The organism is Streptomyces sp. NPDC041191 (assembly GCF_055591945.1).
In genome coordinates, this window is record NZ_JBVIZC010000002.1 from 165,812 (window position 1) to 189,474 (window position 23,663).

The 23,663-nt window shown below is 68.7% G+C and carries 35 protein-coding genes; 1 reads left to right on the top strand and 34 read right to left on the bottom strand.

The window, feature by feature from the left end; all coding sequences use genetic code 11:
* Positions 1-30: 30 nt before the first annotated feature.
* The 33 genes from rplQ to gdhA form a co-directional block, all read right to left on the bottom strand.
* Positions 31-516, bottom strand: coding sequence for a 50S ribosomal protein L17 (gene rplQ / locus ACZ6AQ_RS03820; RefSeq protein WP_388687922.1), 486 nt, complete (start codon positions 514-516; stop codon positions 31-33).
* A 175-nt stretch (positions 517-691) separates the two neighbouring features.
* Positions 692-1,714, bottom strand: coding sequence for a DNA-directed RNA polymerase subunit alpha (locus tag ACZ6AQ_RS03825; protein ID WP_030209023.1), 1,023 nt, complete (start codon positions 1,712-1,714; stop codon positions 692-694).
* Positions 1,715-1,852: 138 nt separating this feature from the next.
* Positions 1,853-2,257: a 30S ribosomal protein S11 gene (gene rpsK / locus ACZ6AQ_RS03830; RefSeq protein WP_003956432.1), complete on the bottom strand. Its 405-nt coding sequence runs from the start codon at positions 2,255-2,257 to the stop codon at positions 1,853-1,855.
* 66 nt (positions 2,258-2,323) lie between these two features.
* Positions 2,324-2,704 (bottom strand): 30S ribosomal protein S13, encoded by a 381-nt coding sequence (gene rpsM, locus ACZ6AQ_RS03835; RefSeq protein ID WP_030209021.1) that lies wholly within the window; start codon positions 2,702-2,704, stop codon positions 2,324-2,326.
* A gap of 187 nt (positions 2,705-2,891) precedes the next feature.
* Positions 2,892-3,005 carry a 50S ribosomal protein L36 gene (rpmJ, locus tag ACZ6AQ_RS03840; RefSeq protein ID WP_003956441.1) on the bottom strand — a complete coding sequence of 38 codons (114 nt, stop codon included), beginning with the start codon at positions 3,003-3,005 and terminating at the stop codon, positions 2,892-2,894.
* A gap of 63 nt (positions 3,006-3,068) precedes the next feature.
* Positions 3,069-3,290, bottom strand: a complete 222-nt coding sequence (gene infA / locus ACZ6AQ_RS03845) for a translation initiation factor IF-1 (protein ID WP_003956442.1) — start codon at positions 3,288-3,290, stop codon at positions 3,069-3,071.
* 200 nt (positions 3,291-3,490) lie between these two features.
* Positions 3,491-4,342, bottom strand: a complete 852-nt coding sequence (gene map, locus ACZ6AQ_RS03850; RefSeq protein WP_388687926.1) for a type I methionyl aminopeptidase — start codon at positions 4,340-4,342, stop codon at positions 3,491-3,493.
* Positions 4,343-4,438: 96 nt separating this feature from the next.
* A complete protein-coding gene (locus ACZ6AQ_RS03855; protein WP_468757262.1) occupies positions 4,439-5,086 on the bottom strand; it encodes an adenylate kinase in 648 nt (215 codons plus the stop codon).
* On the bottom strand, positions 5,086-6,405 hold the full coding sequence (secY, locus tag ACZ6AQ_RS03860) for a preprotein translocase subunit SecY (RefSeq protein ID WP_388687932.1): 1,320 nt from the start codon (positions 6,403-6,405) through the stop codon (positions 5,086-5,088). Before secY ends, ACZ6AQ_RS03855 begins: the two co-directional genes overlap by 1 nt.
* A 219-nt stretch (positions 6,406-6,624) precedes the next feature.
* On the bottom strand, positions 6,625-7,080 hold the full coding sequence (gene rplO / locus ACZ6AQ_RS03865) for a 50S ribosomal protein L15 (protein ID WP_093874532.1): 456 nt from the start codon (positions 7,078-7,080) through the stop codon (positions 6,625-6,627).
* A 1-nt stretch (position 7,081) separates the two neighbouring features.
* Positions 7,082-7,264, bottom strand: a complete 183-nt coding sequence (gene rpmD / locus ACZ6AQ_RS03870; protein WP_015035589.1) for a 50S ribosomal protein L30 — start codon at positions 7,262-7,264, stop codon at positions 7,082-7,084.
* Positions 7,264-7,866, bottom strand: coding sequence for a 30S ribosomal protein S5 (gene rpsE / locus ACZ6AQ_RS03875; protein ID WP_017239585.1), 603 nt, complete (start codon positions 7,864-7,866; stop codon positions 7,264-7,266). The genes rpmD and rpsE overlap by 1 nt, the downstream gene beginning before the upstream one ends.
* 46 nt (positions 7,867-7,912) lie before the next feature.
* Complete coding sequence (rplR, locus tag ACZ6AQ_RS03880) at positions 7,913-8,296, bottom strand: 50S ribosomal protein L18 (RefSeq protein ID WP_056651228.1); 384 nt, start codon at positions 8,294-8,296, stop codon at positions 7,913-7,915.
* A gap of 4 nt (positions 8,297-8,300) precedes the next feature.
* Positions 8,301-8,840: a 50S ribosomal protein L6 gene (gene rplF, locus ACZ6AQ_RS03885; RefSeq protein WP_388687939.1), complete on the bottom strand. Its 540-nt coding sequence runs from the start codon at positions 8,838-8,840 to the stop codon at positions 8,301-8,303.
* Positions 8,841-8,861: 21 nt separating this feature from the next.
* Entirely contained in the window at positions 8,862-9,260 is a 399-nt protein-coding gene (gene rpsH, locus ACZ6AQ_RS03890) for a 30S ribosomal protein S8 (RefSeq protein ID WP_015035585.1), read from the bottom strand.
* Positions 9,261-9,466: 206 nt separating this feature from the next.
* Positions 9,467-9,652, bottom strand: a complete 186-nt coding sequence (locus tag ACZ6AQ_RS03895; protein WP_003948630.1) for a type Z 30S ribosomal protein S14 — start codon at positions 9,650-9,652, stop codon at positions 9,467-9,469.
* Positions 9,653-9,657: 5 nt separating this feature from the next.
* Positions 9,658-10,215, bottom strand: coding sequence for a 50S ribosomal protein L5 (gene rplE / locus ACZ6AQ_RS03900; protein ID WP_104860432.1), 558 nt, complete (start codon positions 10,213-10,215; stop codon positions 9,658-9,660).
* Positions 10,212-10,523 carry a 50S ribosomal protein L24 gene (gene rplX / locus ACZ6AQ_RS03905; protein WP_030208998.1) on the bottom strand — a complete coding sequence of 104 codons (312 nt, stop codon included), beginning with the start codon at positions 10,521-10,523 and terminating at the stop codon, positions 10,212-10,214. Before rplX ends, rplE begins: the two co-directional genes overlap by 4 nt.
* A gap of 2 nt (positions 10,524-10,525) precedes the next feature.
* Positions 10,526-10,894 (bottom strand): 50S ribosomal protein L14, encoded by a 369-nt coding sequence (rplN, locus tag ACZ6AQ_RS03910; RefSeq protein WP_003956455.1) that lies wholly within the window; start codon positions 10,892-10,894, stop codon positions 10,526-10,528.
* Positions 10,895-11,000: 106 nt separating this feature from the next.
* The gene (gene rpsQ, locus ACZ6AQ_RS03915; protein ID WP_388687943.1) at positions 11,001-11,282 is read right to left on the bottom strand and encodes a 30S ribosomal protein S17; all 282 of its coding nucleotides are present in this window, start codon (positions 11,280-11,282) and stop codon (positions 11,001-11,003) included.
* Positions 11,282-11,506, bottom strand: a complete 225-nt coding sequence (rpmC, locus tag ACZ6AQ_RS03920; protein ID WP_017239580.1) for a 50S ribosomal protein L29 — start codon at positions 11,504-11,506, stop codon at positions 11,282-11,284. The genes rpsQ and rpmC overlap by 1 nt, the downstream gene beginning before the upstream one ends.
* Positions 11,506-11,925 (bottom strand): 50S ribosomal protein L16, encoded by a 420-nt coding sequence (gene rplP, locus ACZ6AQ_RS03925; protein ID WP_015035580.1) that lies wholly within the window; start codon positions 11,923-11,925, stop codon positions 11,506-11,508. The genes rpmC and rplP overlap by 1 nt, the downstream gene beginning before the upstream one ends.
* Before the next feature lie 5 nt (positions 11,926-11,930).
* Positions 11,931-12,779 (bottom strand): 30S ribosomal protein S3, encoded by an 849-nt coding sequence (rpsC, locus tag ACZ6AQ_RS03930; RefSeq protein ID WP_017239578.1) that lies wholly within the window; start codon positions 12,777-12,779, stop codon positions 11,931-11,933.
* Positions 12,779-13,126 carry a 50S ribosomal protein L22 gene (gene rplV / locus ACZ6AQ_RS03935; RefSeq protein ID WP_004571827.1) on the bottom strand — a complete coding sequence of 116 codons (348 nt, stop codon included), beginning with the start codon at positions 13,124-13,126 and terminating at the stop codon, positions 12,779-12,781. Before rplV ends, rpsC begins: the two co-directional genes overlap by 1 nt.
* A 42-nt stretch (positions 13,127-13,168) precedes the next feature.
* Positions 13,169-13,450 carry a 30S ribosomal protein S19 gene (rpsS, locus tag ACZ6AQ_RS03940; RefSeq protein ID WP_015035577.1) on the bottom strand — a complete coding sequence of 94 codons (282 nt, stop codon included), beginning with the start codon at positions 13,448-13,450 and terminating at the stop codon, positions 13,169-13,171.
* Between the two features lie 12 nt (positions 13,451-13,462).
* Positions 13,463-14,299 carry a 50S ribosomal protein L2 gene (gene rplB, locus ACZ6AQ_RS03945; protein WP_030208986.1) on the bottom strand — a complete coding sequence of 279 codons (837 nt, stop codon included), beginning with the start codon at positions 14,297-14,299 and terminating at the stop codon, positions 13,463-13,465.
* A gap of 39 nt (positions 14,300-14,338) precedes the next feature.
* On the bottom strand, positions 14,339-14,662 hold the full coding sequence (rplW, locus tag ACZ6AQ_RS03950; RefSeq protein WP_053646169.1) for a 50S ribosomal protein L23: 324 nt from the start codon (positions 14,660-14,662) through the stop codon (positions 14,339-14,341).
* A complete protein-coding gene (rplD, locus tag ACZ6AQ_RS03955; RefSeq protein WP_467386391.1) occupies positions 14,662-15,312 on the bottom strand; it encodes a 50S ribosomal protein L4 in 651 nt (216 codons plus the stop codon). The genes rplW and rplD overlap by 1 nt, the downstream gene beginning before the upstream one ends.
* Positions 15,313-15,319: 7 nt before the next feature.
* Positions 15,320-15,964, bottom strand: a complete 645-nt coding sequence (rplC, locus tag ACZ6AQ_RS03960; RefSeq protein WP_388687950.1) for a 50S ribosomal protein L3 — start codon at positions 15,962-15,964, stop codon at positions 15,320-15,322.
* 13 nt (positions 15,965-15,977) lie between these two features.
* Positions 15,978-16,286, bottom strand: a complete 309-nt coding sequence (gene rpsJ / locus ACZ6AQ_RS03965) for a 30S ribosomal protein S10 (protein ID WP_003948644.1) — start codon at positions 16,284-16,286, stop codon at positions 15,978-15,980.
* Positions 16,287-16,739: 453 nt separating this feature from the next.
* Entirely contained in the window at positions 16,740-18,002 is a 1,263-nt protein-coding gene (locus tag ACZ6AQ_RS03970; RefSeq protein ID WP_468757264.1) for an RNA polymerase sigma factor, read from the bottom strand.
* Complete coding sequence (locus ACZ6AQ_RS03975) at positions 17,999-18,361, bottom strand: YciI family protein (protein ID WP_468757266.1); 363 nt, start codon at positions 18,359-18,361, stop codon at positions 17,999-18,001. Before ACZ6AQ_RS03975 ends, ACZ6AQ_RS03970 begins: the two co-directional genes overlap by 4 nt.
* 201 nt (positions 18,362-18,562) lie before the next feature.
* The gene (gene gdhA, locus ACZ6AQ_RS03980) at positions 18,563-19,930 is read right to left on the bottom strand and encodes an NADP-specific glutamate dehydrogenase (protein ID WP_468757268.1); all 1,368 of its coding nucleotides are present in this window, start codon (positions 19,928-19,930) and stop codon (positions 18,563-18,565) included.
* A gap of 269 nt (positions 19,931-20,199) precedes the next feature.
* Here gdhA and ACZ6AQ_RS03985 point away from each other — a divergent pair, with 269 nt between their 5' ends.
* Positions 20,200-22,191: a PIG-L family deacetylase gene (locus ACZ6AQ_RS03985; protein ID WP_468757270.1), complete on the top strand. Its 1,992-nt coding sequence runs from the start codon at positions 20,200-20,202 to the stop codon at positions 22,189-22,191.
* A 128-nt stretch (positions 22,192-22,319) separates the two neighbouring features.
* On the opposite strand, the gene tuf is transcribed toward ACZ6AQ_RS03985, so the two are convergent.
* Entirely contained in the window at positions 22,320-23,513 is a 1,194-nt protein-coding gene (gene tuf / locus ACZ6AQ_RS03990; protein WP_388687963.1) for an elongation factor Tu, read from the bottom strand.
* Positions 23,514-23,663 lie beyond the last annotated feature (150 nt).

A 23,663-nucleotide genomic window follows, 5' to 3' on the forward strand; every position in this document is an offset into this window, starting at 1 on the left:
GGCCCGCACACGGAACAGCCGGAAGAACGCTTACGCGTCCTTCGACTCCTCGGCGGCCTCGTCGGCCTTGGTCTCCTCGGCCTTGGGGGCCTCGTCGGCCTCCTTGACGGCGCGCTTGGTGGCGGCCTCGGCCTCGGCGACGGTCGCCTTCTTGGCGATCTCGCCCTCGACCAGCTCGATCACGGCCATCGGGGCGTTGTCGCCACGACGGTTGCCGATCTTGGTGATGCGGGTGTAGCCACCCGGGCGCTCCGCGTAGCGCGGGGCGATCTCGGTGAAGAGGGTGTGGACGATGCCCTTGTCGGTGATCGTCTGCAGCACCAGGCGACGGTTGTGGATGTCGCCCTTCTTCGCCTTGGTGATCAGGCGCTCGGCGACCGGACGCAGGCGGCGGGCCTTGGCCTCGGTCGTGGTGATGCGGCCGTGCTCGAAGAGGGACTTCGCCAGGTTGGCGAGCAGCAGACGCTCGTGAGCGGCGCTGCCACCGAGACGGGCACCCTTGGCGGGACGCGGCATGGTCTTTCTCCTTGTGATCTGCACCGGCCGTACGAGGTACCGGTGTCAGTGTCCGAGCGGGCGGTCGCCCGTCGGAGACCCGCGCTCCCGGGGGGCGCGGGGAACCGCACGGCCGGCCGGAGCCGGCCGGCGGCCGCAGTCGTTCCGATCCTCCGGGGGCGAGCCCCCGGGCGGATCAGTACTGCTCGGTCTCGACGAAGCCCGCGTCCGCGTCGTCGTCGGCGCCGAAGGCGTCGGCGGCGGCGGTCGGGTCGAATCCGGGCGGGCTGTCCTTGAGCGCCAGGCCCATGCCGGCCAGCTTCGCCTTGACCTCGTCGATCGACTTCGCACCGAAGTTGCGGATGTCGAGCAGGTCCGCCTCGGAGCGCGCCACGAGCTCACCCACGGAGTGGATGCCCTCGCGCTTGAGGCAGTTGTAGGAGCGGACCGTGAGCTCCAGCTCCTCGATCGGCAGCGCCAGGTCGGCGGCGAGGGCGGCGTCCGTGGGGGACGGGCCCATGTCGATGCCCTCGGCGTCGATGTTGAGCTCGCGCGCCAGACCGAACAGCTCGACCAGGGTCTTGCCGGCGGACGCCATGGCGTCGCGCGGGCGCATGGCCTGCTTGGTCTCGACGTCGACGATCAGCTTGTCGAAGTCGGTGCGCTGCTCGACACGGGTCGCCTCGACCTTGTACGTGACCTTGAGCACCGGCGAGTAGATGGAGTCGACCGGGATGCGGCCGATCTCCTGGCCCGCCTGCTTGTTCTGCACGGCGGAGACGTAGCCGCGACCGCGCTCGACGGTCAGCTCCATCTCCAGCTTGCCCTTGGCGTTCAGGGTGGCCAGGACGAGGTCGGGGTTGTGCACCTCGACACCGGCCGGGGGCGCGATGTCGGCGGCGGTGACCAGGCCCGGACCCTGCTTGCGCAGGTACATCACGACCGGCTCGTCGTGCTCCGAGGAGACGACCAGCTGCTTGATGTTCAGGATGAGGTCGGTGACGTCCTCCTTGACGCCCGGCACGGTGGTGAACTCGTGCAGGACGCCGTCGATGCGGATGCTGGTGACGGCGGCACCCGGGATCGAGGACAGGAGGGTACGGCGGAGGGAGTTGCCGAGGGTGTAGCCGAAGCCCGGCTCCAGCGGCTCGATCACGAACCGGGAGCGGAACTCGTCGACGACCTCTTCGGTCAGCGACGGACGCTGAGCGATAAGCATGTCTTTTCCTTCAGTCGTGGACGCCCACTATTTGACGCCCGACAGGTACTGCCAAGGGTACGGGCGGCACGTCCCCGCGAGGGGTCGTACCGCCCGGACTCTCAAGGACGCACGGGTGCGTCCGTCACGCGGCCGGCGTCAGACGCGGCGGCGCTTGGGGGGACGGCAGCCGTTGTGCGGCGTGGGGGTGACGTCCTGGATCGAGCCGACCTCGAGGCCGGTGGCCTGGAGGGAGCGGATCGCGGTCTCACGGCCGGAGCCGGGACCCTTGACGAAGACGTCGACCTTGCGCATGCCGTGCTCCTGCGCGCGGCGGGCGGCCGACTCGGCGGCCATCTGCGCGGCGAAGGGGGTGGACTTGCGCGAGCCCTTGAAGCCGACGTGGCCGGCGGAGGCCCAGGAGATCACGTTGCCCGAGGGGTCCGTGATCGAGACGATCGTGTTGTTGAACGTGCTCTTGATGTGCGCGTGGCCGTGAGCGACGTTCTTCTTTTCCTTGCGGCGCACCTTCTTGGCAGCGCCCTGACGACCCTTGGGGGGCATCTATATCTCCTACGGGAGGTGGTCGGTCCTACAGCGAAGACCGCTTGGTCGAGCGTCCGCTGAGGACTACTTCTTGCCCGGCTTCTTCTTGCCGGCGATGGCGCGACGCGGGCCCTTGCGGGTACGGGCGTTCGTGCTGGTGCGCTGACCGCGGACGGGCAGGCCACGACGGTGGCGGAGGCCCTGGTAGCAGCCGATCTCGACCTTGCGGCGGATGTCGGCGGCGATCTCACGGCGGAGGTCACCCTCGGTACGGAGGTTGGCGTCCACGTACTCGCGGATCTTGACGAGGTCTTCCTCGGCAAGGTCGCGGACACGGGTGGACGGGTTCACGCCGGTCGCGGCGAGAATCTCCTCGGACCGGGTGCGCCCGATGCCGAAGACGTAGGTGAGTGCGACCACCACACGCTTTTCGCGCGGGATGTCAACACCGGAAACGCGTGCCATTCAATGGCTCCTGTGTTCTCGGGGGTCTGCTGCAGAACCGTTCCCGGCTGCCGTACGAGGTACAGACCGGGTCCCCGGCCCCCGCCGGAGGTGCCGTCAGCCGTGGAACACGGCCCGACGGGCTCTGCGATGTACATGTGCTTGCGTCGCGCGAAGAACTGCGAAGTTGCAGGTCGGTCGGCGTGCGTCAGCCCTGGCGCTGCTTGTGGCGCAGGTTGTCGCAGATGACCATGACCCGGCCGTGACGGCGGATCACCTTGCACTTGTCGCAGATCTTCTTGACGCTCGGCTTGACCTTCATGGGATGTGAGGTTCTCCGGGTCAGTGCCACCACCCGCGCGCGGACGCGGGGTGCGGGCAAGATCTACTTGTACCGGTAGACGATCCGGCCACGCGTCAGGTCGTACGGGGAGAGCTCCACGACGACCCGGTCGTCCGGAAGGATACGGATGTAGTGCATCCGCATCTTGCCGGAGATGTGCGCGAGGACCTTGTGACCGTTCTGAAGTTCCACCTTGAACATGGCGTTCGGGAGGGACTCGATCACGGTGCCCTCGATCTCGATGGCACCTTGCTTCTTGGCCACGCTTCGCCTTTCGAATCGGCTACCTTGATCGACTTTCGCCCCCGCATGCGGACACACGGGTACACGAGAGCCGACGCATCAGTCTACGTCAGGAGCAAGCGAAAGACGAATCGGGAAGTCTGCCCACTCCGGGTGATCCTTACGCGAGCCACCGTGCGGCGGAAACTCCGCGCGGAGGGGGCCGCCGCGCGGGGACCGGACTACGCCAGCGGGTCCGGCGCCGCCGTGACGCCCAGCTCCGCCAGCTTCGCCTTCCCGCCGTCGACCGCCGTCAGGACCAGCGGGCCCTCCTCGGTCACCGCCACGCTGTGCTCCCAGTGCGAGGACCAGGTGCCGTCCGTCGTGACGACCGTCCAGTCGTCCTCCAGGACCTCCGTGCGCGGGGTGCCCAGGGAGACCATCGGCTCGATCGCCAGGCAGAGGCCGGGGACCAGCTTCGGGCCCTTGCCGCGCTTGCGGGAGACGTAGTTCAGCAGGTGCGGGTCCATGTGCATCTCGGTGCCGATGCCGTGGCCGCCGTAGTCCTCGATGATCCCGTACCGGCCGAGGCTGTGGTCGCCGACCGCCGGGCGCGGCTGCCGCTTGATGTAGGTCTCGATCGCCTTCGAGACGTCCACCAGGCGGTTGCCGGTCCTCATGGCCGCGATGCCGGCCCACATGGACTCCTCGGTCACCCGGGAGAGCTCGACCAGCTCGGGCGCGTGCCCGGTGCCCACGAAGGCGGTGTAGGCCGCGTCGCCGTGCCAGCCGTCCACGATCGCGCCGCAGTCGACCGAGATGACGTCGCCGTCCTTGAGGACGGTCTTGTCGTCCGGGATGCCGTGGACGACGACCTCGTTCACCGAGGTGCAGATCGTCGCGGGGAACCCGCCGTACCCGAGGAAGTTCGACTTCGCCCCGTGGTCGGCGATGACCTTGCGCGCGACCTCGTCCAGGTCCTTCGTCGTGGCGCCCGGCACGGCCGCCTCGCGGGTCGCCGCGTGAATGGCGGCGACGACCAGGCCCGCCTCGCGCATCTTCGCGATCTGCTCGGGGGTCTTGATCTGCACCATCGTGGCCGGGGCCTTTCCATCGAGTACGGGTGAACAGAACAACGATACGGCCGCGGCGCCCCGAGGGGCACCGCGGCCGTATCGGACGGAGCGGGGTTACTTCTTGAGCGCGGCCATCGCCTTGGCGGTGACCTCCTCCACCTTGCCGAGCGCCGAGATCGTCACGACCAGGCCCTGCGCCCGGTAGTAGTCGATGATCGGCTCGGTCTGCGTGTGGTAGACCTCCAGGCGCCGGCGGACGGTCTCCTCGGAGTCGTCGTCGCGCTGGTAGAGCTCGCCGCCGCAGACGTCGCAGACGCCCTCGGTCTTCGGCTCGTTGTACGTCACGTGGAAGACGTGCGCGCTGTCCTTGCGGCAGATGCGGCGGCCCGCGATCCGCTTCACGACCTCGTCCTCGGGGACCTCCAGGTCCAGGACCGCGTCCAGCTCCATGCCGCCGGCCTTCAGGACGGCGTCCAGCGCCTCGGCCTGGGCGACGTTCCGGGGGAAGCCGTCCAGGAGGAAGCCGTTGGCGGCGTCCGGCTGGTCCATCCGGTCCTTGGCCATCCCGATGGTCACCTCGTCGGGGACCAGGTCGCCGGCGTCCATGAACGCCTTGGCCCTGAGCCCCAGCTCCGTGCCCTGCGAGATGTTGGCACGGAACAGATCACCCGTGGAGATGTGCGGGATGTCCAGGTCCTTGGCGAGGAACGCAGCCTGCGTGCCCTTGCCCGCACCGGGCGGTCCGACGAGGACGATTCGCATCAGCGGAGGAACCCTTCGTAATTGCGCTGCTGGAGCTGGCTCTCGATCTGCTTCACGGTCTCCAGCCCCACACCCACGATGATGAGGATGCTCGTCCCGCCGAAGGGGAAGTTGGCATTGGCGCCGCCGAAGCCTGCCAACGCCATCGTCGGCACGAGAGCGATCAGACCCAAGTACAGCGAGCCCGGCCAAGTGATCCTGTTGAGCACGTAGCTCAGGTACTCGGCAGTAGGTCGACCGGCCCGGATACCCGGGATGAAGCCACCATACTTCTTCATGTTGTCGGCGACTTCCTCGGGGTTGAACGAGATCGCCACGTAGAAGAAGGCGAAGAACACGATCAGGAGGAAGTAGGTGGCGATGTAGTACGGGTGGTCACCCTTGACGAAGTGGGCTTCGATCCAGGTCTTCCAGCCCGCGGTGGAGTTGGAGAACTGGGCGACGAGGGCCGGGATGTAGAGCAGCGACGACGCGAAGATGACGGGAATCACACCCGCCTGGTTCACCTTCAGCGGGATGTACGTGGACGTACCGCCGTAGGAGCGCCGGCCGATCATGCGCTTCGCGTACTGGACCGGGATGCGGCGCTGGGCCTGCTCGACGAAGACCACGAGGGCCACCATCACGAAGCCGACCAGGATGACGACGCCGAACTCGATCCAGCCCTGGGCGAGCTTGCCGCTCTCCTTGATGGCCCACAGGGCACCCGGGAAGCCGGCGGCGATCGAGATGAACATCAGGATCGACATGCCGTTGCCGATGCCGCGGTCGGTGATCAGCTCACCGAGCCACATGACGAGCGCGGTGCCGGCCGTCATGGTGATCACCATCGTGGCGATGGTGAAGATCGACTGGTCGGGCACGACCTGGTCGGCGACGGCGCAGCCGCTGAAGAGCGCGCCGCTCTTGGCGGTCGCGACGAGACCGGTGCCCTGGAGGATGGCGAGGGCGATCGTCAGGTACCGGGTGTACTGCGTGATCTTGGCGGTACCGGACTGCCCCTCCTTCTTGAGGGCCTCGAGGCGCGGGATCACGACGGTCAGCAGCTGCAGGATGATGCTCGCCGTGATGTACGGCATGATGCCGAGCGCGAAGATGGTGATCTGCAGCAGCGCCCCGCCGCTGAACATGTTGACGAGGCCGAACAGGCTGCTGTTGCCCTCGCTGGCCTGCTTGACGCACTGCTGGACGGCCTCGTAGCTGACGCCGGGTACGGGGACGTGGGCCCCGAGGCGGTACAGCACGATGATGGCGAGCGTGAAGAGTAGCTTCTTGCGCAGGTCGGGCGTCTTGAACGCCCGGGCGAACGCGGTGAGCACGGTGCCTCCTGCGACCCCCGCGCAATGCGTCAAGGGTGACGGTCTTGAGGTTCGACGAATAGTTGGTTTCAGTCATCGACCCCGCGCGCACGCGGCACACGGAGTCCGGACAGTGCACGCCACCTTACCGGCGACCATGCCCCCCTAGGAACGACCAACCGGGGATGCCCCTTTTGAGAGGCATCCCCGGTCGGATGTTCAAGCCATCGAGCGGTCGTCTCAGACGAGCTCGGTGACGGTGCCGCCGGCGGCGGCGATCTTCTCCTTGGCGGAGCCGGAGACGGCGTCGACCGTCACCTGCAGCGCCACGGAGACCTCGCCCTGGCCAAGGACCTTGACGAGCTGGTTCTTGCGAACGGCACCCTTGGCGACCAGGTCGGCCACCGTGACCTCGCCACCCTGCGGGTAGAGCGCGGTGAGCTTGTCCAGGTTCACGACCTGGTACTCGGTGCGGAAGGGGTTCTTGAAGCCCTTCAGCTTCGGCAGACGCATGTGGAGGGGCATCTGCCCACCCTCGAAGCGCTGCGGAACCTGGTAGCGGGCCTTCGTGCCCTTCGTACCACGACCGGCCGTCTTACCCTTCGACGCCTCACCACGACCGACACGGGTCTTCGCGGTCTTGGCGCCGGGGGCGGGACGGAGGTTGTGGGCCTTCAGCGGGTTGTTCTCCGCCATGTCAGTCAACCTCCTCGACCGTCACGAGGTGGCGGACGGTGTGCACCATGCCGCGGAACTCGGGACGATCCTCCTTGACAACCACGTCGTTGACCTTCTTGAGGCCGAGCGAACGCAGGGTGTCGCGGTGGTTCTGCTTGCTGCCGATGTACGACTTCGTCTGCGTGACCTTGAGGCGAGCCATTACGCACCCGCCCCAGCACGCGCACGGAGCAGAGCCGCGGGGGCGACGTCCTCGAGGGGCAGACCGCGGCGGGCCGCGATCTCCTCGGGACGCTGCAGGCCCTTGAGGGCCGCCACGGTCGCGTGCACGATGTTGATCGCGTTGTCGGAGCCGAGCGACTTCGACAGGATGTCGTGAACGCCGGCGCACTCGAGCACGGCGCGCACCGGGCCACCGGCGATCACACCGGTACCGGGGGAAGCCGGCTTGAGCAGGACGACGCCCGCGGCCTTCTCGCCCTGGATCGGGTGAGGGATGGTGCCCTGGATGCGGGGAACCTTGAAGAAGTTCTTCTTGGCTTCCTCGACGCCCTTGGCGATGGCCGCGGGAACTTCCTTGGCCTTGCCGTAACCGACACCTACGGTGCCGTCACCGTCGCCCACCACGACCAGCGCGGTGAAGCTGAAGCGACGACCACCCTTGACAACCTTGGCGACGCGGTTGATCGCGACAACGCGCTCAACGTACGCGGTCTTCTCGGCGGCAGCGCCACCGTCGCGGCCCTTCCGGTCCCGCCGCTCGCCGCCACCGGCACCGCTTCCGCGGCGCTGGGGTCCAGCCATTTGGATTACCTCTCTCTGTTACGTCCGTTGGTCCCGGAACCGGGGCTCAGAACTTCAGCCCGGCTTCGCGGGCGGCGTCAGCCAGAGCGGCAATGCGCCCGGCGTACCTGTTGCCACCACGGTCGAACACGACAGCCTCGACGCCGGCGGCCTTGGCGCGCTCGGCGACCAGGGAACCGACCTGCTTGGCCTGCGCGGACTTGTCACCCTCGCCGCCGCGGATCGACGCGTCCAGGGTCGACGCCGACGCAAGGGTGTGACCCTTGAGGTCGTCGATGACCTGAGCGGTGATACCGCGGTTGGAACGCGTCACGACGAGGCGCGGACGCTCCGCCGTACCCGACACGTTCTTGCGGATGCGGATGTGGCGGCGCTTCTTGGCGGCGCCCTTGTAGGCGTCGCCCTTGGCGATCTTCACACCGTATGCCATGGCTTTACTTACCAGCCTTTCCGACCTTGCGGCGGATGACCTCGCCCGCGTACTTGACGCCCTTGGCCTTGTACGGGTCGGGCTTGCGCAGCTTGCGGATGTTGGCGGCGACCTCGCCGACCTTCTGCTTGTCGATGCCCTCGACCGAGAACTTGGTCGGCGACTCGACCTTGAACGAGATGCCCTCGGGCGCCTCGACCAGGATCGGGTGGCTGTAACCGAGCTGGAACTCCAGGTTGGAGCCCTTCGCGGCGACGCGGTAACCGACACCGCTGATCTCGAGCGCCTTGACGTAACCCTGGGTCACACCGGTGATCATGTTGGCCACCAGCGTGCGGGACAGGCCGTGGAGGGCCTTGTTCTGACGCTCGTCGTTCGGGCGGGTGACGTTGAGAACGCCGTCCTCGCCCTTAACGATCTCGATCGGCGCGGCGACGGTGTGGCTCAGGGTGCCCTTGGAACCCTTGACCGTGACCGTGCGGCCATCGATGGTGACGTCCACGCCGGCGGGAACCTGGATAGGCAGCTTGCCAATACGCGACATTAGCTATTCCTCCGTTCCCGACTACCAGACGTAGGCGAGGACTTCCCCACCTACGCCCTTCTTGCCTGCCTGCTGGCCGGTCAGGAGACCGTGGGACGTGGAGATGATCGCCACGCCCAGGCCGCCGAGGACCTTCGGCAGGTTGGTGGACTTCGCGTAAACCCGGAGACCGGGCTTCGAGATCCGCTTGATGCCCGCGATGGAGCGCTCACGGTTCGGACCGAACTTGAGCTCGAGGACGAGGTTCTTGCCGACCTCGGCGTCCTCGACCTTCCAGCCCGTGATGAAGCCCTCCTGCTGGAGGATTTCCGCGATGTGAGACTTGATCTTGCTGTGCGGCATCGTCACGGAGTCGTGGTATGCCGAGTTCGCGTTACGCAGACGAGTCAGCATGTCCGCGATCGGATCAGTCATGGTCATGAATTGGCCTTCGGCCTCTCTCGCCGGGGTTTCCAGTGCGCCATCCCTCTCCCCACACAGGGGCGGGACGGGTGCGGCGCGGGGACCTACGGCGTAGTAAGTCGTACGGGCGGCGGACGCCCAACCCCACAAGCCTAAGGCATGCGGGGGCGGGCCTCCGCCGACCCAATGCTTACCGAGAGACTCCGGTCATCCCAAGTGAGGGATTACCAGGAGCTCTTGGTCACGCCCGGCAGCTCGCCACGGTGAGCCATCTCACGAAGGCACACGCGGCACAGGCCGAACTTGCGGTACACGGAGTGGGGACGACCACAGCGCTGGCAGCGCGTGTAACCGCGCACGCCGAACTTGGGCTTGCGGGCAGCCTTCGCGATGAGAGCCTTCTTCGCCATCTCGCTTACGCCTCCTTGAAGGGGAAGCCGAGGTGACGCAGAAGGGCACGGCCCTCGTCGTCGTTGGTCGCCGTGGTCACCACGGTGATGTCCATACCCCGGACACGGTCGATCTTGTCCTGGTCGATCTCGTGGAACATGACCTGCTCCGTGAGACCGAAGGTGTAGTTGCCACGGCCGTCGAACTGCTTGGGGGACAGGCCGCGGAAGTCGCGGATGCGCGGGAGCGCCAGCGACAGGGTGCGGTCCAGGAACTCCCACATGCGGTCGCCACGGAGCGTGACGTGGGCGCCGATCGGCTGGCCCTCGCGGAGCTTGAACTGCGCGATGGACTTGCGCGCCTTGGTGACGGCCGGCTTCTGACCGGTGATCGTCGTGAGGTCGCGGATCGCGCCGTCGATCAGCTTCGAGTCACGGGCGGCGTCGCCGACACCCATGTTGACCACGATCTTGACGAGACCGGGGATCTGCATGACGTTCTCGTACGAGAACTCCTCACGCAGCTTGCCCGCGATCTCCTCGCGGTACTTCGTCTTGAGACGCGGAGTGGTGGTAGCCATCAGATGTCCTCACCCGTCCGCTTGGCAACGCGGATCTTGTTGCCCTCGTCGTCGAAGCGGTAACCGACACGCGTGACGACCTTCTTGCCGTCCTTCTCCACGACGAGCTGAACGTTGCTCACGTGGATCGGGGCCTCGGTCGTCACGATGCCGCCGGCCTGCGAGGGGCCGGCCTTGGTGTGCTTCTTGACCCGGTTGACACCCTCGACGAGGACGCGGTTCTCGCGGGGGAAGGCCGTGACGACCTTGCCCTGCTTGCCCTTGTCCTTACCGGTGATGACCTGGACCAGGTCGCCCTTCTTGATCTTCATGCTTACAGCACCTCCGGCGCGAGCGAGATGATCTTCATGAACTTCTTCTCGCGCAGCTCACGGCCGACCGGGCCGAAGATACGGGTGCCACGAGGGTCGCCGTCGTTCTTGAGAATGACAGCGGCGTTCTCGTCGAAGCGGATGTACGAGCCGTCCTGGCGGCGGCGCTCCTTGACGGTGCGAACGATGACCGCCTTGACGACGTCACCCTTCTTCACGTTGCCACCGGGGATCGCGTCCTTGACGGTGGCGACGATGACGTCACCGATGCCCGCGTAGCGGCGACCCGAGCCACCGAGAACACGGATGCAAAGGATCTCCTTGGCACCAGTGTTGTCGGCGACACGCAGTCGCGACTCCTGCTGGATCACGTCTATCTCCTGATTGTCTGCCGGTTCCCGGTGGAGAAGCACTCGTGACGAGCGCTTCTCCACCGAGCCTGGCGGAACTGAACCTAAGGGAAAGCCCCCTAGGTGATTACTTGGCCTTCTCGAGGATCTCGACGACGCGCCAGTGCTTCGTGGCGGACAGCTTCCGGGTCTCCATCAGGAGGACGCGGTCACCGATGCCGGCGGCGTTCTGCTCGTCGTGAGCCTTGAGCTTGTTCGTACGGCGGATGACCTTGCCGTACAGCGCGTGCTTGACGCGGTCCTCGACGGCGACGACGACGGTCTTGTCCATCTTGTCGCTGACGACCAGGCCCTCGCGGACCTTACGAGCGTTCCGCTCGTTCTTTTCAGTCACGTTGCTCTCGCTCATCAGGCGTTCTCCACCGTCTCGATGCCCAGCTCGCGCTCACGCATCAGGGTGTAGATCCGGGCGATGTCCTTACGGACGGACTTGAGCCGACCGTGGTTCTCGAGCTGGCCCGTCGCCGCCTGGAAGCGGAGGTTGAACAGCTCTTCCTTGGCCTCGCGGAGCTTGTTGAGAAGCTCCTCGTTGCCCAGCTCGCGCAGCTCGGACGCCTTGGTACCGGCCGACATCACAGCTCACCTGCCTCGCGCTTGACGATCTTGCACTTCATCGGCAGCTTGTGAGCCGCACGGGTCAGAGCCTCGCGCGCGATCTTCTCGTTCGGGTAGGACAGTTCGAACATCACCCGACCCGGCTTGACGTTCGCGATCCACCACTCGGGAGAACCCTTACCGGAACCCATGCGGGTCTCGGCGGGCTTCTTCGTGAGGGGGCGGTCCGGGTAGATGTTGATCCAGACCTTGCCGCCACGCTTGATGTGGCGGGTCATCGCGATACGGGCCGCCTCGATCTGGCGGTTGGTCACGTACGCCGGCGTGAGGGCCTGGATGCCGTACTCGCCGAACGCGACCTGCGTACCACCCTTGCTCATGCCAGAGCGCTTGGGGTGGTGCTGCTTGCGGTGCTTGACCCTACGGGGGATCAGCATGTCGGTCAGGCCTCCGTTCCGGTGCTCTCAGCCGGAGCGGCAGCGGCGGCGGGAGCGTCGGCCTTGGGGGCCTCGGCAGCCGGCGCGGACTGCTGCTGCGGCTTGCGGCCGCGGCCGCCACGCTCGCCACCGCGGCCACCACGGCCGGCCGGGCGGTCGCCAGCGCCGGCACCACGGGCCGGGCGGTTGCCCGCACGGGCCGCGGCGTTCTCGGCGCGGACCTCGGCGATGTTCTTGACGTCGCCCTTGTAGATCCAGACCTTCACGCCGATGCGGCCGAAGGTCGTCTTGGCCTCGAAGAAGCCGTAGTCGACGTTCGCGCGGAGCGTGTGCAGGGGCACGCGGCCCTCGCGGTAGAACTCCGAGCGGGACATCTCGGCGCCGCCGAGGCGACCGCCGCACTGGATCTTGATGCCCTTGGCGCCGGCCTTCATCGTGCCCTGCATGCTCTTGCGCATGGCACGACGGAAGGAGACGCGGGAGGAGAGCTGCTCGGCGACGGCCTGGGCGACCAGCTGGGCGTCCATCTCGGGGTTCTTGACCTCGAGGATGTTCAGCTGGACCTGCTTGCCCGTGAGCTTCTCGAGGTCGCCGCGGATGCGGTCGGCCTCGGCGCCGCGGCGGCCGATGACGATGCCGGGACGCGCGGTGTGGATGTCCACACGCACACGGTCACGGGTGCGCTCGATCTCCACCTTCGAGATGCCGGCGCGCTCCATGCCGGACGTCATCATCCTGCGGATGGCGACGTCTTCCTTGACGTAGTCCTTGTACAGCTTGTCGGCGTACCAGCGGGACTTGAAGTCCGTGGTGATGCCGAGCCGGAACCCATGCGGGTTAACCTTCTGGCCCATTACCGGGTTCCTTCCTTGCTGCTGACGACCACGGTGATGTGGCTGGTCCGCTTACGGATCCGGTAGGCACGGCCCTGAGCACGCGGACGGAACCGCTTCAGGGTCGGGCCCTCATCCACGTACGCCTCGCTGATGACCAGCGAAGAGGCGTCGGTGTGGTCGTAGTTGTGTGCAGCGTTGGCGATGGCGCTGTCCAGCACCTTGCCAACCGGCACGCTCGCGGCCTGCGGGGCGAAACGCAGGACCGCCTGAGCCTCCGTGGCGTCCATGCCACGGATAAGGTCCACCACGCGGCGGGCCTTCATGGGCGTGACGCGGATGTACCGCGCCTGGGCCCTGGCTTCCATGGTTGTCCTTCCAGTGTCTGTCATGGTCATTCCACCCCGCTACTAGCGGCGCTTCGACTTCCGGTCGTCCTTCACGTGACCCCGGAAGGTGCGCGTCGGCGAGAACTCGCCGAGCTTGTGGCCGACCATCGACTCGGTGACAAACACCGGAATGTGGGTCTTGCCGTTGTGCACCGCGATCGTGTGGCCGAGCATGGCCGGGATGATCATCGAGCGACGGGACCAGGTCTTGATGACGTTCTTGGTACCGGCTTCGTTCTGGGCGTCCACCTTCTTGACGAGGTGGCCGTCGACGAAGGGTCCCTTCTTGAGACTGCGCGGCATCTAAACCCGCTCCTAGCGCTTCTTGTTCGTCTTGCGGCGGCGGACGATGTACTTGTTCGAAGCCTTCTTCGGCGAACGAGTACGACCCTCCTTCTGACCCCACGGGGAGACCGGGTGGCGACCACCGGAGGTCTTGCCCTCACCACCACCGTGCGGGTGGTCGACCGGGTTCATCGCCACACCGCGGACGGTCGGGCGAACACCCAGCCAGCGCTTGCGTCCGGCCTTGCCCCAGTTGATGTTCGACTGCTCGGCGTTGCCGACCTCGCCGATGGTGGCGCGGCAGCGGGCGTCGACCAGACGGATCTCACCGGACGGCATGCGGAGGTGGGCCATGGTGCCCTCCTTCGCCAGCAGCTGCACGGAGGCACCGGCCGAGCGGGCGAACTTGGCGCCGCCACCGGGACGGAGCTCGATCGCGTGGATCGTGGTACCGACCGGGATGTTGCGGAGCGCCAGGTTGTTGCCGGGCTTGATGTCCGCGCCGGGGCCGTTCTCGACGCGGTCACCCTGCGTCAGACCCTTGGGGGCGATGATGTAGCGCTTCTCGCCGTCCACGTAGTGGAGCAGCGCGATGCGCGCGGTGCGGTTGGGGTCGTACTCGATGTGAGCGACCTTGGCCGGCACGCCGTCCTTGTCGTGACGACGGAAGTCGATCACGCGGTAGGCGCGCTTGTGGCCACCGCCCTGGTGACGGACGGTCACACGACCGGTGTTGTTACGGCCGCCCTTGCTGTGCAGGGGGCGGACCAGCGACTTCTCCGGCGTGGACCGCGTGATCTCGACGAAGTCGGCTACGGAGGAGCCACGGCGGCCCGGCGTAGTCGGCTTGTACTTGCGGATACCCATTTCTCAGTCCTCGTCCGATATCGGACGACTCGACCGCCGTCAGGCGGTCGGGCCGCCGAAGATGTCGATTCGGTTGCCCTCAGCAAGGGTCACGATGGCGCGCTTGGTGTCCTTGCGCTTGCCGAAACCGGCCTTGGTCCGCTTGCGCTTGCCCTGGCGGTTGATCGTGTTGACCCCGGTGACCTTGACCGAGAAGACCGCCTCGACGGCCTGCTTGATCTGGGTCTTGTTGGAGCCGGGCGCGACGATGAACGTGTACTTGTTCTCGTCGAGCAGGGCGTAGCTCTTCTCCGAGACGACCGGCTTGACGAGGATGTCACGCGGGTCCGAGAAGGTCTTGCTGGTGACGACGGCCTCGCTCATCAGGCGTCGCTCCCTTCGGTCTCAGCGGTCTGGGGGCCAGACACGAAGGACTCGAGGGCGGCCTTGGTGAAGACCACGTCGTCGGAGACGATCACGTCGTACGTGTTGAGCTGGCCCGGCTCCAGGATGTGCACCTGGGGCAGGTTACGAGCGGACAGCCACGCGGCCTCGTCGGAGCGCTCGGCGACCAGGAGCAGGTTCTTGCGCTCCGAGATCTTGCCGAACAGCGTCTTGGCGGCCTTGGTGGAGATCTCACCCTCGACCACGCCGGTGACGACGTGGATGCGGGAGTGGTTCGCCCGGTCCGAGAGGGCACCGCGGAGAGCGGCGGCCTTCATCTTCTTCGGGGTCCGCTGCGAGTAGTCACGCGGCACGGGACCGTGCACGACGCCACCACCGGCGAACTGCGGGGCGCGGGTCGAACCCTGACGGGCGCGGCCGGTGCCCTTCTGGCGGTAAGGCTTCTTGCCACCACCGCGGACTTCGCCACGGGTCTTGGTCTTGTGCGTGCCCTGACGGGCCGCGGCCAGCTGCGCGACGACGACCTGGTGGATCAGCGGAACGCTGACCTTCGCGCCGAAGATCTCCTCGGGGAGGTCGACGGTCCCGGCCTTGTCGCCCGCCGGCGAAAGGATGTCAATGGTGCTCATCGGTTCCTCAAACCCCCTTGGCCGCGGTGCGGACCAGGACGAGGCCACCGTTCGGGCCGGGGACGGCGCCCTTGATGAGCAGCAGACCCTTCTCGGCGTCAACGGCGTGGACGGTCAGGTTCTGGGTGGTCACACGCTCGTTGCCCATGCGACCGGCCATGCGCATGCCCTTGAAGACACGGCCCGGGGTGGCGCAGCCACCGATGGAACCGGGCTTGCGGTGCACGCGGTGGGCACCGTGCGACGCCTTGCCACCACGGAAGTTGTGGCGCTTCATGACACCGGCGAAGCCCTTGCCCTTGCTCTTGCCGGTGACGTCGACCTTCACGCCGGCCTCGAAGAGCTCGGCGGTGATCTCCTGGCCGAGCGTGTACTCGGAGGCGTCGGCGGTGCGGAGCTCCACCAGGTGGCGGCGCGGGGTGACGTCGGCCTTGGCGAAGTGGCCCTTGAGGGGCTTGTTCACCTTGCGCGGGTCGATCTCGCCGAAGGCGATCTGGACCGACTCGTAGCCGTCGGTGTCGTTCGTACGCACCTGGGTCACGACATTCGGGCCGGCCTTGACGACGGTCACCGGGACGACCCGGTTGTTCTCGTCCCAGACCTGCGTCATGCCGAGCTTCTCGCCCAGGATGCCCTTGATGTTCTTAGCCATCTCGCGCGTCACCTCAGAGCTTGATCTCGATGTCGACGCCCGCCGGCAGGTCGAGGCGCATGAGCGAGTCGACCGTCTTCGGCGTGGGGTCGAGGATGTCGATGAGGCGCTTGTGCGTGCGCATCTCGAAGTGCTCGCGCGAGTCCTTGTACTTGTGCGGCGACTTGATGACGCAGTACACGTTCTTCTCAGTGGGCAGCGGCACCGGGCCCGCGACCGACGCACCAGTGCGCGTCACCGTCTCGACGATCTTCTTCGCCGAGGAGTCGATGACCTCGTGGTCGTAGGCCTTGAGCCGGATGCGGATCTTCTGTCCCGCCATGGCTACTCAGTAGTCCTTTGTCTCGTAAACGCTCTGGAACCCGGTCGGTCGTGCTTCCGGAGAACCGCCGCCTCCTCCGACCCACGCGGTCGGGCGTGTCGCACTCCCTCTACGCAGAAGTCCCAGGGACTTCCCAACCAAGGGGGCACGGTCGCCATGACCGCCGATCGGGGGCTGCCGCACTGTCTCCACCGGCCCACCGGGTGCCTGGCCGGCACCCCGCTGACGCTTCCCAGAAGATTCCCGTACGTCCGCCCCTGAGAAGGAGCGACGAGTACTGTGGGACTCGCTTCCGGTCCCCCCGACGGGAGGCGCGCAGCATCGGCACTCAACCGAGCAACCCCGACAGTCTGCCACACACGGGCATCCGGCCGCCAATCGGGGTCGAAGACTGTACCCCACGTCACGTACGCCCATGCGCCGGGGCGCATACGCAGGGTGTGCGCGCGGCGCTCAGGCGCCCCTCTCCCCCGGTCCCGCCAGGCGCCGGGCCCGCTCCGTCAGGTAGCGCCGTTCGGGGGCACCGGCCGTGCGGCGGGCCGCCTCGCGGTAGGCGGTGGCGGCGCCCCCGTCGTCGCCGAGCAGTTCGAGGAGGTGCGCCCGCGCGGCGAGGAGGCGGTGGTGCCGGGCGAGCCGCTTGTCCGCCGCCAGCCCGTCCAGGAGTTCGAGGCCGGCTCCGGGGCCGTGGACCATCGCGACGGCGACCGCGCGGTTGAGCGTGACCATCGGGTTCGGCGCGATCCGCTCCAGGAGGTCGTACAGGGCGAGGATCTGCGGCCAGTCCGTCTCTCCGGCGGACCCCGCCTCGTCGTGCACGGCCGCGATCGCCGCCTGGAGCTGGTACGGACCGACCCGCCCCTTCGGCAGGGTGCGGCCGAGCAGCTCCACCCCCTCCGCGACCAGCCGGCCGTCCCAGCGCGTCCGGTCCTGTTCCGTGAGCGGCACCAGCTCCCCGGCCGGCCCCGTGCGGGCCGGACGGCGGGCGTCGGTGAGCAGCATGAGGGCGAGCAGTCCCGCCGTCTCGGTGTCGTCGGGGACGAGCCGGTGCAGCAGCCGGGCGAGCCGGATCGCCTCCGTGGACAGCGCGGGCGCGGTGAGCGCGTCGCCGCCGCTGGTCGTGTAGCCCTCGTTGAAGATCAGGTACAGCACGTGCCGCACCTCGGCGAGGCGGGCCGCGCCCTCCTCGCCCCCCGGCGGGTTCAGCGGCCAACCCCCTTCCCTGATCGCCTGTTTGGCCCGGCTGATCCGCTGCGCCATGGTCGCCTCGGGGACCAGGAAGGCGGCGGCGATCTGCGCGGTGGTGAGACCGCCGACGGCGCGCAGGGTGAGCGCGATCCGGCTGGGCGGCGACAGCTCGGGGCGACAGCAGAGGAAGAGCAGCGCCAGGGAGTCGTCCCGGTCCGTGCCGGGGTCCTCGTCCGCCGCGCGCGCCAGGAGCTCGGAGTCCGGGGTGGCGAGCGCGACGGCGTCCTCGCGGCGCCTGCGCGCGGCCTCGCCGCGCACCAGGTCCACGTACCGGCGGTGGGCGACGGTCAGCAGCCAGCCGTACGCGTTGCCGGGCACGCCCTCCCCGGGCCACTGGCGGGCGGCGGCGATCAGGGCCTCCTGGAGGGCGTCCTCGCAGAGGTCGAAGTCGCCGTGCCGCCGGACGAGCGCGCCGAGGACCCGCGGCGCGTGCTCGCGCAGCAGGTCCTCGACGCCGTTCCGGTCGCTCACACGTCCGCCGCGGACTCGTGCAGGACCGGCCACAGCTCGACGGGCTCGACGTCCGCGAAGGGCATGTCGGCGGCGATCTCCTGCGCCCGCTCCTGGCTGTCGCAGTCCAGGAGGTAGAAGCTGGCCAGGTACTCCTTGGTCTCCAGGTACGGGCCGTCGGTGACGGCCGGCACCCCGTCCTCGCGCCGCACGAGCCGGGCGGCGGCCGCGTCGGCCAGTCCGTACGCGCCGATCAGCTCGCCGCTCTCCCGGTACTTGCGGTTGAAGGCGTCCTGCCGGGCGATCGCCTCGGGCCACGCCTCGGCGGGGAAGGCGTCCCACTTGGCCTGGTTGCCGTAGATCATCGCGACGTACTTCATTCCGGGTGTCCTCCCCGTTCCCGCGCGCCCCTCCGGCGCGCTGTCACCCTACGGTCGGAGCCGTCCGGACGGTCTCTACGTCCCCGGGAAGATCTTCCGGAAAATCTTCCCGGGGACGTACGGGCGCGGGCGGGCGGAGGCGCGGGAACGGGAACGGGGACGTACGGACGCCGTGGCCGGGCGGGGCGGCCCGGCCGCTGCTCAGATGACGCCCTGCGCCAGCATCGCCCCGGCGACCCGCTCGAACCCGGCGATGTTGGCCCCGGTGACGTAGTCGCCCGGAGCCCCGTAGCGCTCGGCCGTCTCGTGGCAGGCCGTGTGGATCGAGGTCATGATCCCCGCCAGCTCCTCCTCCACCCGGGCCGCGCTCCAGGTCGTACGGGAGTGGTTCTGCGCCATCTCCAGGGCGCTGACGGCGACGCCGCCCGCGTTGGCGGCCTTGCCCGGACCGAAGGCGACGCCGGCCCGCTGGAACAGGTGGACCGCCTCCGCCGTCGTGGGCATGTTGGCGCCCTCGGCGACGGCCTTCACGCCGTTGCGGATCAGGGCCGCCGCGTCGTTCTCGTCCAGCTCGTTCTGGGTCGCGGACGGCAGGGCCACGTCGGCGGGGACCTCCCAGACCCGGCCGCCGGGCACGAAGCGCGCGGAGGCGCCCCGGCGCTCGGCGTAGTCCGCCACCCGGCCGCGCTCGACCTCCTTGACGTGCTGGAGCAGCGCGAGGTCGATGCCCTTGTCGTCGTACACGTAACCGCCGGAGTCGGAGCAGGTCAGCGGGTTGGCACCGAGGGCGATCAGCTTCTCGATCGTGTACAGGGCCACGTTGCCGGAGCCGGAGACGACGGCCGTCCGGCCCTCCAGGCCCTCGCCGCGCTCGCGGAGCATCGCCTCGGCGAAGAGGACGCTGCCGTAGCCGGTGGCCTCCGGGCGGATCGCGGAGCCGCCCCAGCCGCTGCCCTTGCCGGTGAGGACGCCGGCCTCCCAGCGGTTGGTGATCCGCCGGTACTGGCCGAACAGGTAGCCGATCTCCCGGCCGCCGACGCCGATGTCACCGGCCGGTACGTCGGTGTGCTCACCGAGGTGCCGGTACAGCTCGGTCATGAACGACTGGCAGAACCGCATGACCTCGGCGTCGCTGCGGCCGTGCGGGTCGAAGTCGCTGCCGCCCTTGCCGCCGCCGATGCCGAGCCCGGTCAGGGCGTTCTTGAAGATCTGCTCGAAACCGAGGAACTTGACGATCCCGAGGTTCACCGACGGGTGGAAGCGCAGACCGCCCTTGTACGGGCCGAGGGCGCTGTTGAACTCGACGCGGAAGCCCCGGTTGACCCGCGTACGGCCCTGGTCGTCCTGCCACGGCACCCGGAAGATGATCTGCCGCTCGGGCTCGACCAGCCGCTCCAGGAGTCCGGGCTCGGCGAACTCCGGACGGGCCGCGAGCACGGGGGCGAGGCTGTCGAGCACCTCGTGGACGGCCTGGTGGAACTCGGGCTGCGCCGGGTTGCGGTGCTCGATCTCGGTGCGGAGGGCGTCGAGAGCGGCCCGGGCGGTCTTCGGGTCGGGTCGGTTCGGCACGTGGAACCCCCTTCTGGCACGGCATGCGCCGGCGGAGAAACCGGTGGGAGCGCTCGGCGCCGTTGCCGCGCGCGGGAGGGAGGGACGGCCGGCCGGAACTCCCTCGTTCCGCCGCCGTCGTCCTCACTGTTGCATCCATGTGATCGTGAGCACCAGTGAGCGGACTCCGGGTTCCGTCATCCGAGACGTCCGTCAACCGTGCCGTACGGACACAACCCCTTCGCGCGCACATCCGTCTTCCAGGGGACCGATGAGTGAAGGGCCCCGCAGTGCAGCACACCACCCCCCGTCGCAGGACGGTCCTCGCCGGCGCCCTCGCCGTCGCCGTCGCCCCGGCCGTCGCCGGATGCTCCGTACCGGAGCCGCGCCGGACCGGACCGACCGCCGATCCGGCGCCGGGGAAACCGGTCGCCCCGACGCCGCCCCACCGGGCGCTCCTGATGCAGTTCGCCGCGCACCCGGACGACGACCTGTACTTCATGAACCCGGACTCGCAGCGGCTGATCGACGCGGGGGTCCCGCTCGTCTCCGTGTACGTGACCGCCGGCGAGCACAACGGCCGGAACCGGATCGCCGGAATGCCCGAGGCCCGCCCGGACCGGGCGGCCTACTCCGCCGCCCGCCACCAGGGGCTGCGCCAGTCGTACGCCGTGGCCCTCGGCCTGCCGGTGTTCACGCCGTGGCGGCGGGGGGTCCTGACGCTCCCGGGAGGCCGGCGGGCCGAGATCGACACGCTCACGCACGGCACCCGCCGGATCGAGCTGGTCTTCCTCAACCTGCCGATGCACGCCCCCCGCCGGTACATGGCGCTGCCCGCGCTCTGGAAGGACCGCTCCCTGGAGGTGCGGACCCACCTGTCGGCGGACTCGCCCCTCACCCGCCCGGACACCTACGACTACGACGGCCTGGTCGAGGTCCTGGCCGGACTGCTCGCCCGCTACCGGCCCACCGTGGTGCACACCCTGGACCCGGACCCCGACATCCAGCACGGCACCGACGCCGCACGGCGGAACGACGCCGAGCAGCCGGGCTACGAGGACCACGGGGACCACACGGCGGTCGCCTGCTTCACCTGGGCCGCGCTGTGCCGCCGCGTCGCGGACGCGGTGCGGGACGGCGAGCCGGTGCCGGCCTTCACCACGACCGCCTTCCGGGGCTATTACAACCGGCACTGGCCCAAGAACCTCCCGCCGGGAGTCCTGAAGGAGAAGGCCGCCCGGCTCGTCCCGTACGGCGGGAACCCGTCCTGGCGGTGCGGGAACCCCTCGGGCTGCGGCGACTACGGGGTCGGCGGCACCCGGCCGCTCACCAACCGCAAGGGCTGGGTCCGCTCCACCCACCACCGCTGGCCCGGTGCCCGCCCGGTGCTCGCCGAGGAGCCGGACGGACGGCTCACGGTCTACGGGGTCCTGGGCCTGCGCGCGGTCCGCCGGCGCGAGACCGCCCCCGGCGGCGCCTGGGGCGAGCCGGAGGACCTGGGCGGCGGCCCGCTCGCCCCGGCGCTCGGCTCGGCCCTACTCGACGACGGCAGGACGCTGCTCTTCGGGGTGCGGTTCGCCGCGCTCGACGGGCACGGCGGGGCCAACCGGCGCGAGGTGGTGCTCCTGGAGCAGCGCTCCCCCGGCGGTCCGTTCCTCGCCTGGCGGGGCCTGGGGAACCCGGAGCGCACGGGCGACCGGGGGCGCAGAATCGGTTCTCCGGTGGCGGTCGCGGCCCCCGACGGCCGGGTCCACCTCTTCGTGCGGAACGCGGACAAGCGCGTCTCGACCAGGGTGCGGGCGGCGGACGGGACCTGGGGCCCCTGGCGGACCCTCCCCGGGGACGCGGAGGTCCAGGACGGGCTGGCCGTCTCGGTGGACGGGGCGGGCCGGACGCACCTCTACGCGGCGGGCCGGGAGTCCGTACGGCACTGGGTGGACGGGACGGAGCGGACGGAACGGCTGCCGCTCTCCGGCTCCACCGTGGCGAGCGCGAACGGCGCGCTCTACCACCGGCCCCCGGCGTCCGGGAAGCTGCTCGGCCCGCGCGGCGACACCGGCCTCGACGGGTACGGGGGCGTGGTCGCCGCGCACTCGGCGGCGCTCGGGACCGTCCTGCTCGGCACGGACCCGCGCGGCCGGGCGACGGTGCGGGCCGGCGGACGCAGGCGTACCCGTACGTCCGGCGGTCCCGTGGTCTCGGCCGCCCTGCACCTGGGCGCGCGGGGAGCGACCGTGGTGGGCGCGGGCGCGGACGGACGGCTGTGGAGCTGGCGGCCGTAGGCCGTGTCCGGAAGGTCCCGCCCGGGCCGCGCCGTCCGGCGGAACGCGAGAAAGGCCCCGCACCTCTCGGTGCGGGGCCTTCCCCTTGTCACTCAGCGGCTCCTGCGAGCCACCAGGTCAGTGCGAGATCAGGCGTTGATCTTGACGACCTGGCCGGCGCCGACGGTCCGGCCACCCTCACGGATGGCGAACTTGAGGCCCTCCTCCATGGCGACGGGCTGGATCAGCTCGACGGACATGGAGGTGTTGTCGCCCGGCATGACCATCTCGGTGCCCTCGGGGAGGGTCACGACGCCGGTCACGTCCGTGGTACGGAAGTAGAACTGCGGGCGGTAGTTGTTGAAGAACGGGGTGTGACGGCCACCCTCGTCCTTCGACAGGATGTAGGCCTGGGCCTCGAAGCTGGTGTGCGGCGTGACCGAACCCGGCTTGATGATGACCTGGCCGCGCTCGACGTCCTCGCGCTTGATGCCACGGAGGAGCAGACCGACGTTCTCACCGGCCTGGCCCTCGTCGAGCAGCTTGCGGAACATCTCGATGCCGGTGACCGTGGTGGTGGTCTTCTCGGTCTTGATGCCGATGATGTCGACGGTCTCGTTGACCTTGAGGACACCGCGCTCGATACGACCGGTGACGACGGTGCCACGACCGGTGATCGTGAAGACGTCCTCGATCGGCATCAGGAACGGCTTGTCGACGTCACGCTCGGGCTGCGGGATGGACTCGTCGACGGCCTTCATCAGACCGAGGAGCTTGTCCGCCCACTCCTTGTCGCCCTCGAGGGCCTTGAGCGCCGAGACACGGACGACCGGCAGGTCGTCGCCCGGGAACTCGTACTCGGAGAGGAGCTCACGAACCTCGAGCTCGACGAGCTCCAGGATCTCCTCGTCGTCCACCATGTCGGCCTTGTTCAGGGCGACGACGATGTAGGGAACGCCGACCTGGCGGGCCAGGAGCACGTGCTCCTTGGTCTGCGGCATCGGGCCGTCGGTGGCGGCGACCACGAGGATGGCGCCGTCCATCTGCGCCGCACCCGTGATCATGTTCTTGATGTAGTCCGCGTGACCGGGGCAGTCGACGTGGGCGTAGTGACGCGACTCGGTCTGGTACTCGACGTGCGCGATCGAGATGGTGATACCGCGCTGGCGCTCCTCGGGAGCCTTGTCGATCTGGTCGAAGGCCGAGGCCTCGTTCAGGTCCGGGTACGCGTCGTGCAGCACCTTGGTAATGGCGGCCGTGAGGGTCGTCTTACCGTGGTCGATGTGACCGATGGTGCCGATGTTGACGTGCGGCTTAGTCCGCTCGAACTTCGCCTTCGCCACGGGGGTCCTCCTGGAGAGTGGTTCTGTACGCCTTGCTCATCGGCGCCAGGTGATCTTTGCTGGGATGCCGTCCGCCGGGGCCCGGTTCCTCGGGTTTCGGGGGCCGAGCCCCGGCGTTCGGTGTCAAGCCTAAAGCGTGAACTCGGGAGA

Coding starts and splice junctions, on each gene's coding strand:
- rpmC (WP_017239580.1), bottom strand. CDS start 11,506: ATGTCGGCCGGTACCAAGGCGTCCGAGCTGCGCGAGCTGGGCAACGAG.
- map (WP_388687926.1), bottom strand. CDS start 4,342: ATGGTGCAGATCAAGACCCCCGAGCAGATCGCGAAGATGCGCGAGGCG.
- rpsM (WP_030209021.1), bottom strand. CDS start 2,704: ATGGCACGCGTTTCCGGTGTTGACATCCCGCGCGAAAAGCGTGTGGTG.
- ACZ6AQ_RS03855 (WP_468757262.1), bottom strand. CDS start 5,086: ATGCGAATCGTCCTCGTCGGACCGCCCGGTGCGGGCAAGGGCACGCAG.
- rplP (WP_015035580.1), bottom strand. CDS start 11,925: ATGCTGATCCCCCGTAGGGTCAAGCACCGCAAGCAGCACCACCCCAAG.
- rpsJ (WP_003948644.1), bottom strand. CDS start 16,286: ATGGCGGGACAGAAGATCCGCATCCGGCTCAAGGCCTACGACCACGAG.
- ACZ6AQ_RS03895 (WP_003948630.1), bottom strand. CDS start 9,652: ATGGCGAAGAAGGCTCTCATCGCGAAGGCTGCCCGCAAGCCCAAGTTC.
- rpmD (WP_015035589.1), bottom strand. CDS start 7,264: ATGGCTCGCCTCAAGGTCACGCAGACGAAGTCGTACATCGGCAGCAAG.
- rpsK (WP_003956432.1), bottom strand. CDS start 2,257: ATGCCCCCCAAGGGTCGTCAGGGCGCTGCCAAGAAGGTGCGCCGCAAG.
- rpsQ (WP_388687943.1), bottom strand. CDS start 11,282: ATGAGCGAGAGCAACGTGACTGAAAAGAACGAGCGGAACGCTCGTAAG.
- rplB (WP_030208986.1), bottom strand. CDS start 14,299: ATGGGTATCCGCAAGTACAAGCCGACTACGCCGGGCCGCCGTGGCTCC.
- rplD (WP_467386391.1), bottom strand. CDS start 15,312: ATGAGCACCATTGACATCCTTTCGCCGGCGGGCGACAAGGCCGGGACC.
- ACZ6AQ_RS03975 (WP_468757266.1), bottom strand. CDS start 18,361: ATGAAGTACGTCGCGATGATCTACGGCAACCAGGCCAAGTGGGACGCC.
- rpsS (WP_015035577.1), bottom strand. CDS start 13,450: ATGCCGCGCAGTCTCAAGAAGGGACCCTTCGTCGACGGCCACCTCGTC.
- rplW (WP_053646169.1), bottom strand. CDS start 14,662: ATGAGCGAGGCCGTCGTCACCAGCAAGACCTTCTCGGACCCGCGTGAC.
- rplC (WP_388687950.1), bottom strand. CDS start 15,964: ATGGCTAAGAACATCAAGGGCATCCTGGGCGAGAAGCTCGGCATGACG.
- rplR (WP_056651228.1), bottom strand. CDS start 8,296: ATGGCATACGGTGTGAAGATCGCCAAGGGCGACGCCTACAAGGGCGCC.
- rplX (WP_030208998.1), bottom strand. CDS start 10,523: ATGAAGATCAAGAAGGGCGACCTGGTCCAGGTCATCACCGGTAAGGAC.
- rpsC (WP_017239578.1), bottom strand. CDS start 12,779: ATGGGCCAGAAGGTTAACCCGCATGGGTTCCGGCTCGGCATCACCACG.
- rplQ (WP_388687922.1), bottom strand. CDS start 516: ATGCCGCGTCCCGCCAAGGGTGCCCGTCTCGGTGGCAGCGCCGCTCAC.
- rplO (WP_093874532.1), bottom strand. CDS start 7,080: ATGGCGGAGAACAACCCGCTGAAGGCCCACAACCTCCGTCCCGCCCCC.
- ACZ6AQ_RS03825 (WP_030209023.1), bottom strand. CDS start 1,714: ATGCTTATCGCTCAGCGTCCGTCGCTGACCGAAGAGGTCGTCGACGAG.
- rplF (WP_388687939.1), bottom strand. CDS start 8,840: ATGTCGCGTATTGGCAAGCTGCCTATCCAGGTTCCCGCCGGCGTGGAC.
- rplV (WP_004571827.1), bottom strand. CDS start 13,126: ATGGAAGCCAGGGCCCAGGCGCGGTACATCCGCGTCACGCCCATGAAG.
- rpsH (WP_015035585.1), bottom strand. CDS start 9,260: ATGACCATGACTGATCCGATCGCGGACATGCTGACTCGTCTGCGTAAC.
- rpsE (WP_017239585.1), bottom strand. CDS start 7,866: ATGGCTGGACCCCAGCGCCGCGGAAGCGGTGCCGGTGGCGGCGAGCGG.
- rpmJ (WP_003956441.1), bottom strand. CDS start 3,005: ATGAAGGTCAAGCCGAGCGTCAAGAAGATCTGCGACAAGTGCAAGGTG.